This is a genomic window from Companilactobacillus allii (genome assembly GCF_001971585.1).
Taxonomy (GTDB): Bacteria; Bacillota; Bacilli; order Lactobacillales; family Lactobacillaceae; genus Companilactobacillus; species Companilactobacillus allii.
Genome location: NZ_CP019323.1, coordinates 2,184,472 through 2,197,676 on the forward strand (window position 1 = coordinate 2,184,472; position 13,205 = coordinate 2,197,676).

A 13,205-nucleotide genomic window follows, 5' to 3' on the forward strand; every position below is an offset into this window, starting at 1 on the left:
TGATGCGTCATGGACAAACACTATTTAACGTTAGAAGAAAAATTCAAGGCTGGTGTGATTCGCCATTGACCGAGACTGGAATTAAACAAGCAAAACTTGCTGGGAAGTACTTCAAAGATAATAATATTAATTTCAATGAAGCATATTGTTCAACTGCTGAACGTGCCAGTGACACATTGGAACTTGTTACAAAATTACCTTATAAACGTTTAAAAGGTTTAAGAGAATTTGGATTTGGAGCATTTGAAAGTGAAAGTGAAGATTTAAATCCCCAATTTGACCCATATAAGCACTATGGTGACTTCTTTGTTCAATATGGTGGAGAAGACAGTACTGCTGGTGAAGAACGCTTCAATAGCACTGTAGACCACATTATGGATAATAGTAAAAATAATGACAATATATTAATCGTTGCTCATGCTGGTGTCATAACAGCCTTTTCTTCCAAATGGTATGATCCTGTAAAATTACACAGTGATGGATTTACAAACTGTAGTATATTGAAGTTCACATACGATTCAGATAAATATCATTTCAAAGAATTAATTAATCCAACGGTGAAATGAAAAAAGCCAGCATTTACTTTACGTAAATGCTGGTTATTTATTTAGTCTCAAAAAACTCATTAGTGCTCTTTTACATGTGAGCTTCGATCCAAGACCAAACTTCATCTTTACCATATTTAGTTTCAGCACTAAATAATTGTAAATCATCGGTTTGATTTATTTGCATTGATTTGTTCACTTGGCTAATTGATTTATTCCATTGATTACGTTTGATCTTATCCATTTTAGTGGCAACAATCAAAGTTGGAATATGATAATAGCTAACATATTGATACATTGAAATATCATCATCACTTGGAGCATGTCTACCATCAACTAATATGACTACCCCCTTTAATACATTCCGTGTAGATAAATACTCTTCAATCATCGTTCCGAATTCTTCACGTTGCTTTTTAGAAACCTTTGCGAATCCATATCCGGGAACATCAACTAAATATAGTTGTTCTTCAATATTATAGAAATTTAACGTCTGGGTCTTACCAGGAGTACTAGACGTTCTCGCAAAGCTTTTTCGATTTATTAGTGTATTTATTAATGAAGACTTTCCAACGTTAGAACGGCCTAATAAGGCTATTTCAGGGTATCCTTCATCTGGATACTGTTTAGAACTTACTGCGCTCAAGTTCATAGATACATTATTTACTTGCATAATTCACCTCAATGTAAGTATTTTATCATAATTAATAGTATAAATAGACCTCTGTCCATAAAAAAAGGTTGCCACTAGGCAACCTCCCCATCTTTAAGAATCAATTCTGGTTTTTTGATTTTACGAACGGCATCCTTTGTTACTTTAATGCGTTCAATATCATCACGTCCAGGAACTTCAAACATTGTATCCAACATTGTCTCTTCAACAATTGAACGCAATCCACGAGCACCAGTATTACGTTCGATTGACATCTTAGCAATCTCTTGTAATGCACCGTCTGTAAATTGTAGTTTCGCACCATCAAGTGACAATAGTTCTTGATATTGCTTAATAAGAGCGTTCTTTGGCTTAGTTAAAATATTAACCAAATCTTCTTCAGTAAGCTTCTCTAGAGCAGTAACTATTGGAATACGACCGATAAATTCTGGAATGATACCAAACTTCATCAAATCTTCAGGAATGATTTGTTGCATTAGACTTTCTTCTTCATCGATTGACTTAGCTTCTGTCTGTTCTGCACCAAATCCAATTGTCTTATCGCCTAAACGGTTCTTAACAATTTGTTCGATTCCATCAAAGGCACCACCAACAATGAATAAGATATTAGTTGTGTCAATTTGAATAAGTTCTTGTTGCGGATGCTTTCTACCACCCTGTGGTGGCACACTAGCGATTGTTCCTTCAAGTATTTTTAACAATGCTTGTTGGACACCCTCACCTGAGACATCACGAGTTATAGATACATTTTCACTCTTTTTAGATATTTTATCGATTTCATCGATATAGACAATACCATGTTCTGCTTTTTCAACATCAAAGTCAGCATTTTGCAATAACTTAAGCAAGATATTCTCAACATCCTCACCAACATAACCAGCCTCAGTTAATGTTGTTGCATCAGCTATAGCAAATGGAACCTTTAAGATACGGGCTAATGTTTGAGCTAAGAATGTTTTACCTGAACCAGTAGGTCCAATTAAAGCAATATTACTCTTTTGAAGCTCAGTATCTCCATCCTTTGAATGTTCCATTTTATTAATTCTCTTGTAGTGATTATAAACAGCAACTGAAAGTGCACGCTTAGCGTCAACTTGTCCAATAACATAATCATCAAGAATTTTTTTAATTTGTAATGGTGTTGGGATATTATCTAGGTCCAATGGAGCGCTATCTTTTAGTTCTTCATCTATAATCTCTTTACATAAATCGATACATTCGTTACAAATGTATACGCCAGGTCCAGCAACGATCTTTTTAACTTGATCTTGTGTCTTTCCACAGAAAGAACAACTGATTGTACCCGTAGTTTCTGTACTATCAAACATATGCATATTCTCCTTCAATAGTTCCGATACTTTGAAAGTCTAGCATTTAAGACGATTCTAGTAAAGTAATTAGTTTAATGAATAAAAAAAGAGGCCTACGGCCTCCACATAAACTTATTTTTCTTCAGCGGAATCAACGATCATTTCAATTGCATTCTTAGCAGCAATATCATGAGCCAACATATCATCTGTCAAAGCTTTTCTAACAGCAGATTCTTCCATGTTGTATTCATCAGCTAATGACTTGATTTCAGACTTGATCTCATCTTCAGAAGGTTTGATGTTTTCTTTAGCAACAATTGCTTCGATAACCAAGTCAGTCTTAACACGTTCTTGTGCATCACTAGCAAATTGTTTCTTCAAATCATCTTCACTTGTACCTGTCATTTGATAGTACAATTTAGGATCGATACCTTGACGTTGCAAATTAGCCATGTATTGGTTCATTTGGTTATCAACTTCTGTATCAATCATTGCTTGAGGAATGTCATCAATCTTAGCATTCTTAACAGCAGCAGAAATTACTTCTTCTTGAATAGCATCTTCAGCAGCTTGTTTCTTTTGATCCTTTAATTCATCATGAATCTTCTTCTTAAGATCATCAAGTGTGTCAACATCTTCGTCAACGTCTTTGGCAAAGTCATCATCTAATTTAGGTAATTCCTTTGTTTTAACTTCATGAATCTTTGTCTTAAAGATTGCATCCTTACCAGCAAGTTCCTTAGCTTGATAGTCTTCTGGGAATGTAACTTTTACATCAACATCCTCATCAGCACTATGACCAACTAAAGCTTCTTCGAATCCAGGAATGAATGAGTTTGAACCCAATTCTAGTGAGTAGTTTTGTGCACTACCACCATCGAATTCTTCACCATCAACTGTACCGACATAGTCAATAACAACTGTGTCGCCATTTTCAGCTTTACCATCTTTAAGAATCAATTCAGCTTGTTGCTTTTGTAATTCTTCAAGACGAGCATCAACATCAGTCTTCATAACATTTCTTTTTTGCTTCTTAACTTCTAGACCTTTGTAATCGCCAAGTTCAACTTCTGGTTTAACAGTGATTGTTGCACTGATAGCCCATGGTTGATCTTTATCCATTGAATCAACACTGATTTCTGGTTGATCAACTGGTTCTACTTTAGTCTCATCGACAGCTTTTTGATATGCATCTGGTAAAACGCTATTCAAAGCATCTTCATAAAGTGCTTCTTCACCGTACATACGGTTAAAAATTTGACGAGGAACGCGACCCTTTCTGAATCCAGGAACGTTCAAGCTCTTCTTTACACGATTAAAGGCAGTATCTAAGCCCTTCTTAATTGTGTCTTGGTCAATTTCAAATTTTAATTCACCAGTATTATTTTCTTTTTTTGTAAATTTAGCCTTAGCAGACATTTTATCCCTCCGGTATATTTCACGATCTCATACTTTGTAATATTACCCTAAAATGGCAACATTGTAAATATTTCACGTTAATTCTAAGTCTTTTTAGACAACTCCATAGTATTATAGAATACTTTGACCCATTTTGTACAAAAATTATACAAAAAAAAGAGCTGAGAATTGTCTCAACTCTTTTTTAACAGTCTCAAAGAGATTAGTCTAAGATATCTGTAACAACACCAGCACCAACAGTACGTCCACCTTCACGAACAGTGAAACGTGTACCACTTTCAATGGCAACTGGAGCAATCAAGTCAACTTCAAAAGTCACTTGGTCACCAGGCATAACCATTTCAACGCCATCTGGTAATTCGATAACACCAGTAACGTCAGTAGTATGGAAGTAGAATTGAGGACGGTAGTTTGAGAAGAATGGAGTATGACGTCCACCTTCTTCTTTAGACATGATATAAACTTCACCCTTGAATTTTGTGTGAGTTTGAATTGAACCTGGCTTAGCAAGAACTTGTCCACGTTCAACTTGATCACGGTTAATACCACGAAGAAGAACACCAACGTTATCTCCGGCTTCACCAAGATCCAATGTCTTACGGAACATTTCTAGTCCAGTAACAGTTGATTTTTCAGCTTCTTCTTTCAAACCAACAATTTCAACTTCATCACCGACTTTAACTTCACCACGGTCGATACGACCAGAAGCAACAGTACCACGTCCAGTGATTGTAAATACGTCTTCAACAGGCATCATAAATGGCTTGTCTGTTTCACGTACAGGAGTTGGGATATATTCATCAACGACATCAAGTAGTTCTTCAACATGCTTGATTTCCTCAGGATCGCCTTCAAGAGCCTTCAAAGCTGATCCACGGACAACAGGAGTGTCATCACCAGGATAATCGTATTCTGAAAGTAATTCACGAACTTCCATCTCAACAAGGTCAACAAGTTCGTCATCATCAACAAGATCAGTCTTGTTTAAGAATACAACGATGTATTCAACACCAACTTGGCGAGCCAATAAGATGTGTTCACGTGTTTGTGGCATAGGACCATCAGTAGCAGCAACAACAAGGATGGCACCATCCATTTGTGCAGCACCGGTGATCATATTTTTAACGTAATCAGCATGTCCTGGAGCATCAATATGTGCATAGTGACGCTTTTCAGTTTCATACTCAACGTGAGCTGTGTTGATAGTAATCCCACGTTCTTTTTCTTCTGGGGCCTTATCAATATCAGCATAATCCTCAGCCTTAGCTAAACCTTTATCAGCTAAAACCTTTGTGATTGCTGCTGTAAGTGTAGTCTTACCGTGGTCAACGTGACCAATTGTCCCAATATTTACATGGGGCTTAGTTCTCTCATAATGTTCTTTTTCTGCCATTACAAAGAATCCTCCTAAAATTTCATTTCATAAGATTTATCCAAAGAAAATGTTCTTTAGATGGCTCTTTACTGAAAAATTATACTACTTTCAGAGGCGAAAGCAAAGTAATTCAGTATAACTCGCCTACTAAAAATATACTCTTTGGATTATACGGGGCGCAGTTAAAATTGTAAATACTATTCTTGAAAAAAGTTTACATAATTTCACTGTTGAAAGGTATTAATCAAAGAATCAAACCTTTTTATCCATTTTTTCACTTTTGGAAGCTCCGGACTGTCTCCTACTTGAGACTCATCTAGTAAACCATACCTCAAAAGGAATACTTTTGTCCAGAGTGCAGGTGTTTTTATAATATTTTCTCCAAAAGGATACACCATTGCTGCATATAACGATAGTTCACTGCGCATATTTTCAAGCTGAACTTCATTTTCACTATTTATCAGAATCTTTTCCAATTCGTCACACATTTCTAAATAAACATTTGTTGATAAAATTGGTTTTAATTTTGATGGATTAAATTTGTTGTTATCACCATAAAAAGAAATATCCATATCCTTATCAATACCCAATTTAAAAAGATTTTCAACAGTTTCACTTTTCAATAGTGGATGTAGTAGTGGATTATTCAACAAAGTCTGGGCGGCTTTTAAATAATTCTTATTATCAAACTCTCTTAAACTACGCAGTAATTGAATCTGATCAATCACTGGTTGAGTAACAATTGAATTCAATGAGGCCTCTATTTTATTCATACGAGGTTTAAAAGAACGATTATGCCTATTTTCAGATAATTGTACTCTGTTACCAAACTCATCAATAAATGCCTTTTTAATAGTTGAAAGCGGATTCGTTGCATAAAAATAAAGCATCTGGTTAGCCAATAAATAATCATTATTTTCAATAACAATATCAGTCGCCAAATTTGCAGCATCAGGATCACTCAAATAATAATTGAAATAATCCAAAATGACTGCCTCAGCTTCATCTGCTCGCTTAGAATTCAACAACGAAGAAGCAAGCCCTTGATTGATTTCAAAAGATTGCTCTATCCCATATGCTTGAGAATATAAATCAGTGGCATCATCCCAATTTCCCTTATCACAGGCCTCATCTGCCTGATCCAAAATACGTTTCAAATTATCTGAGTCGTCCATAAAGTACCTCTTTATAATAATAGATCGACCGAAGTCGACCTAATTTTTGGATTTTCTATGCCTATTTTGGTTAACTTCCATAATTACGGGCAATATAACTGGATGACGGTTAGTTTGTTCATACAAGAAATGGTTCAACTTATCACGAACACCTTGTTTCAAATCTGACCAATCAAAGTCCTTACTATTTTGAAGATAATCAACGATTGTATCAACAATAATATCTGAGCTTTCGCTTAATAGATCACGACTAGCACGCATGTAAACAAATCCACGTGCCGTTATTTTAGGCTTAGCAACGACTTTTTTCTTTTTACGATCAATCGTAGCTACTGCGATGAAAACACCATCTTCGGCCAATAATTCACGATCACGCAATACAATACTACCAATATCACCTACACCAATACCATCAATCATTGTATCTCCGGCGTCTACACCTTTACCTTGATAAAATTGTCCGTTTTCATAATTCAAAACGTCACCTTTTTTAGTAAGGAAAATGTTTTGGTAAGGAATACCTGTTTCATGTGCGATTTTTGCATGTGCATCTAATAGTCTATATTCGCCTTGAATAGGCACAACGTTTTCTGGAGTTAATAAATTAATCATCAACTGTAAATCGGATTTGTTAGCATGTCCTGAAGAATGCTTCTCATCCCCTAATGATTTAACCTCTGCACCAGTACGATAAATAGCATCACGTGTTTTAGCAAATGTTGTATCCATAGCGTGTGAAGGAGTTGTAGCAATAAATACTAGATCTCCTTCTACAATTTGGAACTTAGTCTTAGCGGCTGGATTAGCCATTTTTTGCAATAGCTTAATTGGCTCACCCATTCGTCCAGTTTCAATCACAACCAATTTATTTTGATCAATATCTTTTAATTCTTGTGTATTAACAAGTAAATTTTCATTAGGAATTTTTAAATAGCCCAATTTCATAGCCGTTTTAAGAATCTTTTCTGCATCAGTTCCTGATAAATAAACACGATGATCAGTCTTATCAGCGGCATCCATTACTTGTTGCATTCTTTGGATATTTGAAGCCACTTGAGCAACAATTATACGTCCATTATGATAACTGAAAGTATCCAAAATATACTCATAAATATCACGTTCACTTGAATTTTCATAGGGTGATTCAGCGTTTGCAGAGTCACTTAACAATGCAAGAACCTTCTCGTCACCTATCTTAGCGATTCGAGCGTAATCAGTCTTGTAGGTTGGAACAGCAGCTTGATCAAACTTGAAATCACCAGTGTAAACAATCTGTCCTTCAGTAGTCTTAACGACGATACCTAAAGATCCTGGGATTGAGTGCGTAGTTTTAAAGAAAGATACTGTTGCTTCATCAAAGTCAATGGCTGTACTTTCGTCAATAACATGGAAATTATCAAATTTTTTGCTTCTTTTATCATTAAAACAAACAATTTTTGCTAATTCGATAGTCATTTCAGATCCAAATACTGGAATATCATAGTCACCTATTAAATATGGCAATGCTCCTATTGCGTCAGCATGTCCGTGTGATAAGAAAATTCCAACGACTTTATCGATATTTTGCTTGATGTAAGTCATATCAGGTACAACTACATCTATCCCATATAAGTCATTATCAGGATACTGTAGTCCAATATCCAAAATATAAATCTCATCATTCACTTCAACAGCATACATATTTTTGCCGTTTTCACGTACTCCACTTAAAAGTACAATCTTAATCTTTTTGCTCATCTTTTCATCTCTCATTTCATATAAATAGCATAGATCATAATATCTGAATGTGTTTTTTTAAGTCTTAAATCAACTTAAGACTACTCGAGCTATACCTATGGTTTATTCTATCACACCAGTATGCAATAATGAAATTATGTAAAAAAAATAGGAGGTCCCATAAAGGAACTTCCTATCTAATTATTATTAACGACGTAGACCAAGTGATTGGATCAATTCACGGTAACGTTGAACATCATTATCTCTAAGATATTTAAGTAAGTTACGACGGTGACCAATTTTCTTTAACAAACCAACATATGAATGGTGGTCTTTCTTGTTAACTTTCAAGTGATCGTTCAATGAGTTAATATCGTATGTTAAAACAGCAATTTGTACTTCTGGAGAACCTGTGTCTCCTTCTTTACGAGCGTATTGCTTAATAATTTCTGTTTTCTTTTCTTTTGAAATAGCCATTTCATTCACCTTTTCCTATAAGATTTAGCCAAACTATGCAATACGTTGGTGAATCGCATAACAGAGTATGGTTAATACAACTAAATAATTTACTACACTTACGCAACATTTTCAAGTATAATAAAAAAAGTCAAACAATTCATTGCATTGAAACTATTGATTATGTATAATTCTATGTATTGAGTTTAAGTTTAAAAGGTAATCGGAGGTGAAATATATGCCACAAATTAAATCAGCTATCAAGCGTGTAAAGCAACAGGAAAAGGCCAGCCTTCGCAACACTTCACAAAGAAGTGCAATGCGTTCAGCTATCAAAAACTTTGAAACATCAGCTACTAACAACGCTGATAACAAGGACGACTTGTTCCGTACAGCAGTTCGCGCAATTGATATGGCTAAGTCAAAAGGCCTAATCAAAGCAAACAAAGCAGCTCGTGATAAGTCAAGACTTGCTAAGATGAACTAATTAATCTAAGTAATTAATGTAAGCAGCTATTATGTTGCTTATTTTTTTACTCAAAATAAAAAGAACTGGTATTTTACGAAAGTAAATATCAGTTCTTTTTTTGCTTTATTAATAATTTTTTAGGCGTATTTTGCAATAAACAGATCAAATAACAACTCTTTATCACCCTGGCCAGATTTGATTTGATAATCCAAGTTAACAATGGCATCAAACATCTCAGTTAATTGCCCTAGTTGAATATTTTGACCTTGTTTTAAAGTCATTTTTACTCTATAAGGATTAACCTTTAGATTTTTAGCAATAGTGCCCTCAGTTAACCCTCGACTGCTCAATACTTTAGTTTGGATCAGAATTCTTAATTGTGACATAATAATTGCCACCAACAAGATTGGATCAATTTTTTGAAGTAAAAATTGACTGTACAATTCCTCTGCTTGATAAATATTCTTATTCAAAATCTGATTCATTAAATCAAAAATATCATCATCCAAACTCTGAGGAACTAACTCATTCACAGCCTTAATATCTATCTTTTTAGATTTTAAAGCATAGATTTTTAATTTATCCATTTGATTTATGATTTGTGAGTAATTTGACTTAGTTTTATTAATCAATAATTCTAACGCATCTTGATTTATTTCATACCCAGATCTCTTCAAATCAGCTTTAACTGTACGAACTAATAGGTAACTATCCATTTGGCTTGCATCTACATTGGTTGCAAGCTTCTTTAATTGCTTAACTACTTTTTTACGCGCATCTAATTTGTCATATGTCGCAAATATAACCAATATTGTCGATGGTGTTGGATTTTGAATATAACGTATTAATAAATCAGGATTCTGTTCTACTGCATTCTTAGTTTTTTGTGATGACATAAAATATGGTCTATCGACAAAGACTAGCCTTCGTTCACCAAAGAAAGGAGCTGAAATAGCTTCATTTATCATATCTTCTAATGATGACTCTTCCAAATCAAAACTAGAAAAATTCATATCTTGTTCTTCAGGCGACATCAAATTTCTAAAAAGTTCTTTAATTTGTTTTATAAATACCTGTTCATTTCCTGTCACCAAATAAACATTATCAATATTGTTACTATTTAGCTTTTGTGTTAATTCTGCTATCTTCAACTACTTCACCCTTTAAAAAAGTTGTTATCTTATTTTTATTACTAAATGGATAATAATACCAAGTAATCATACCATATTCAGCCGTATTCATATGAGGGACATGCAATTTATCTAAGGTCTCAATTGTTTCCTTATTAGGGTGGCCATAACGATTATTGACGCCAGCAGATATCAAGGCCATTTTTGGTGAAATACTTTTTATAAAGTCATATCCACTAGAAGTTTTAGATCCGTGATGACCAACTTTTAAATAATCTACATCAAATTTTTGACTAGCCAATATCTTTTTTTCACCTTCAATATCTAAATCCCCCGTAAATAACCAATTATTACCCTGGATATTAGCTAAAATTGTTAACGAGTCACCATTTTCTCCAATTGACTTATCTTTTGGCCAAATGATATTCCAATCAATATTACCATCCCTAAATCTGTCTCCTGTATGAAATTTATTAAATTTAATTTTAGGATTATCTTTTATAATTTGATATATCCTAAAGTTTTCTTCTAAACCAGTTCCAAAATCAATTTCATCAACTGGAAATTTTTTAATCAACGTTTCTAAATTGCCAATATGATCTACATCTTTGTGTGATAAAAATACCTTGTCAATTTTACTTATACCATGTTGCTTCAAGTACGGAATAGTCGAAACCTCAACTTGATTCAATTGTTTTCTCTTTTGCCATTCCTTTTTTGGAAAATCTAATTTCCCACCCGTATCAACTAAGTAAGTTTTACGATTTAAAGGTGTAGTAATCAATATACTATCCCCTTGACCAACATCAATTATTGACACTTGTCCGCTAATGGGATGCTTATTAAGAAATATAGCAAAACACAAAATAATTAAATAAGATACCAGATACCTGTTTATAAGAAATTTACTTTCAATAATAAAAAGTGCGACAAACGTTAGAATAAATACTATCGCTACTGGAAGAGTCCCAGTAATAAGAGAATATGTATCATTGCTTGAAAATAAGGCAATCATACTATAAATCCTATCGAACAAATTATTGAATAAATTCCAAAATAACATCCCACTTTCAACAAAAATAGCTGAAATAAGTGTCACCGGTAAAATTATATACTCAAATATCGGGACAAATACTAAATTGGCAAGTAATATAAGCCAGCTGAATTGGTAAGTTTTAAATAAAATCAAAGGTAGGCTAACTAAATTGATTTTTAAGGTTTGTACAATAACGTTGCCACTATTAATAAATAACAAGGAAAATGATAGTAAAAAGCTCAATTGTCCTCCCATATCCATCAAAGAATATGGATTTAGTAATAAACAAAAAAATATAGTTAGACCAAAAATATCAGTTTTACTACAAGTAATATTCATTTTTTGGAGAATAATACCTACAATTGCCAGAATGATTGCTCTCCAAATGCCTGGCTTTGATCCAACCAGTATCCCATAAAGTGGCAGCATAAATAACATAGAAAGATCTACAAATTCTCTTGTTATTCGTAAAAATGAACATATCTTTCTGAATATTGAAAGAAAAATCAGTACATGTAACCCAGATAAACTAAAGAGATGAATGATCCCCAACGTACTTAAATTACTAAAGAGATTTTCATCTGCATTATCGTTGTATCCCAGCAACAAACTATGAGCATGTATTTTTAACCATTTAGGAAGTTTGTTGAATTTTTGAATTAGATGTATTCGTAAAACATTTATCTTATCTTTTATAGATAAATTTGTCTTAATATTTGTTTGTTCAAATTTATCGATTGTAATACCGTAATATATTTTTCTGTGTTGTAAATATTTGGCATAGTCAAATTCACCAGGATTTCTTGCTTCTTTTATCGTTTCAATATTTTTTGTTTTGATCCTGACTTCAACAACATTATTCAAATTTGTCCAGAATCTTTTTTCACGTTCATCTGGTATACGATAGTAAACTTTAAATTTTTGTTTATCATCGGATGCTATGCTTGACAATAAATCACCAGATACCTTTATATCGTCAGATGCTATATACAACTTAGTTACATTATCTGGAATTCTAGGAATGGAATGTAACTGAAACTGTGCATATCCAGTCATGAATCCACCAACGATCAGTGCCAAAAGTAACAATTTGACATTTTTCAGCAATATAATTCTGATAAAAATTAAAATCATCAATAAAAGTAATGCATATTCATGCGTATTAAACACCAACGCAACAGCTAAACAACCAATTAGAGCCGGAAATATTAACAGGTCCTTTATCATATTGTTAATTGATCACTCAATGATTCTAAAGTCTTATCACCTATCCCTGAAACTTTAGTTAAATCTTCTAATACTTCAAAATTACCATTTTGTGTACGGTAATCTATTATTTTTTCAGCCTTTTTAGGTCCAATTCCGGACACATTTTGAAAATCATCCACTGTAGCAGTGTTTATGTTAACTTTACTGGTCTTACTAGGACTAGACTGCATAGGAGAATTCTGAGGTACTTCACCTACACTAGGGACAGAAATTTGCATCTCATCGGTTACATGTTGAGCCTGGTTGATTTGTTTTAATTCAGCATCATCGTTTACACCTCCAGCGAGATTGATAGCATCCTTCACTATAGATGTGTTCTTCATTCTATAAACTCCTGGTGATTTAACAGCACCTTGAACATCGACCATCACAAATTCAGGTTCTTTTTTACCTTTGATATTCTTTTCAGTTCCTTCCTTTTTTGACTCCACAGGCAAGACCTCACTTGATTTAACCTGAGCATTATCATTTGATGGCATTGTAGTGGGTTTTTGAAACAGATAATGAAATAATCCTAAGCTTATCAACCCAACAACTAATATCGTTAATATTTTATTCTCATAAATGTAATCCAAAATTTTATCCATAATTATCACCTCAAATAAAATTACGAAAAAAAATAGACCAGATTT

General features: G+C 33.6%; 12 protein-coding genes. 2 read left to right on the top strand and 10 right to left on the bottom strand.

What is annotated here, in order from left to right:
- Positions 1-2 precede the first annotated feature (2 nt).
- Positions 3-566: a histidine phosphatase family protein gene (locus BTM29_RS10795; protein ID WP_076618927.1), complete on the top strand. Its 564-nt coding sequence runs from the start codon at positions 3-5 to the stop codon at positions 564-566.
- A gap of 70 nt (positions 567-636) precedes the next feature.
- Here the strand turns inward: BTM29_RS10795 and yihA are convergent, their stop codons facing one another.
- The 7 genes from yihA to rpsO all read right to left on the bottom strand — a co-directional run bounded on the left by yihA (position 637) and on the right by rpsO (position 8,690).
- Entirely contained in the window at positions 637-1,218 is a 582-nt protein-coding gene (yihA, locus tag BTM29_RS10800) for a ribosome biogenesis GTP-binding protein YihA/YsxC (RefSeq protein WP_076617479.1), read from the bottom strand.
- A 74-nt stretch (positions 1,219-1,292) separates the two neighbouring features.
- The gene (gene clpX, locus BTM29_RS10805; protein WP_076617483.1) at positions 1,293-2,546 is read right to left on the bottom strand and encodes an ATP-dependent Clp protease ATP-binding subunit ClpX; all 1,254 of its coding nucleotides are present in this window, start codon (positions 2,544-2,546) and stop codon (positions 1,293-1,295) included.
- Between the two features lie 114 nt (positions 2,547-2,660).
- Positions 2,661-3,947 carry a trigger factor gene (gene tig, locus BTM29_RS10810; RefSeq protein WP_076617487.1) on the bottom strand — a complete coding sequence of 429 codons (1,287 nt, stop codon included), beginning with the start codon at positions 3,945-3,947 and terminating at the stop codon, positions 2,661-2,663.
- Positions 3,948-4,149: 202 nt separating this feature from the next.
- Entirely contained in the window at positions 4,150-5,340 is a 1,191-nt protein-coding gene (gene tuf, locus BTM29_RS10815; protein WP_076617490.1) for an elongation factor Tu, read from the bottom strand.
- 206 nt (positions 5,341-5,546) lie between these two features.
- On the bottom strand, positions 5,547-6,497 hold the full coding sequence (locus BTM29_RS10820) for a tetratricopeptide repeat protein (RefSeq protein WP_076617494.1): 951 nt from the start codon (positions 6,495-6,497) through the stop codon (positions 5,547-5,549).
- Positions 6,498-6,536: 39 nt separating this feature from the next.
- The gene (locus BTM29_RS10825; RefSeq protein ID WP_076617497.1) at positions 6,537-8,234 is read right to left on the bottom strand and encodes a ribonuclease J; all 1,698 of its coding nucleotides are present in this window, start codon (positions 8,232-8,234) and stop codon (positions 6,537-6,539) included.
- A 186-nt stretch (positions 8,235-8,420) separates the two neighbouring features.
- Positions 8,421-8,690, bottom strand: coding sequence for a 30S ribosomal protein S15 (gene rpsO / locus BTM29_RS10830; RefSeq protein ID WP_076617500.1), 270 nt, complete (start codon positions 8,688-8,690; stop codon positions 8,421-8,423).
- Positions 8,691-8,907: 217 nt separating this feature from the next.
- Here rpsO and rpsT point away from each other — a divergent pair, with 217 nt between their 5' ends.
- Positions 8,908-9,156, top strand: coding sequence for a 30S ribosomal protein S20 (gene rpsT, locus BTM29_RS10835; RefSeq protein WP_076617504.1), 249 nt, complete (start codon positions 8,908-8,910; stop codon positions 9,154-9,156).
- 119 nt (positions 9,157-9,275) lie between these two features.
- Here rpsT and holA read toward each other — a convergent pair whose 3' ends face one another.
- Genes holA through BTM29_RS10850 form a run of 3 tightly spaced genes read right to left on the bottom strand, consistent with a single transcriptional unit; the run spans position 9,276 to position 13,160 of the window.
- Entirely contained in the window at positions 9,276-10,289 is a 1,014-nt protein-coding gene (holA, locus tag BTM29_RS10840; protein ID WP_076617508.1) for a DNA polymerase III subunit delta, read from the bottom strand.
- Positions 10,255-12,531, bottom strand: a complete 2,277-nt coding sequence (locus tag BTM29_RS10845) for a DNA internalization-related competence protein ComEC/Rec2 (protein WP_076617511.1) — start codon at positions 12,529-12,531, stop codon at positions 10,255-10,257. Before BTM29_RS10845 ends, holA begins: the two co-directional genes overlap by 35 nt.
- A complete protein-coding gene (locus tag BTM29_RS10850; RefSeq protein ID WP_076617514.1) occupies positions 12,528-13,160 on the bottom strand; it encodes a helix-hairpin-helix domain-containing protein in 633 nt (210 codons plus the stop codon). Before BTM29_RS10850 ends, BTM29_RS10845 begins: the two co-directional genes overlap by 4 nt.
- Positions 13,161-13,205 lie beyond the last annotated feature (45 nt).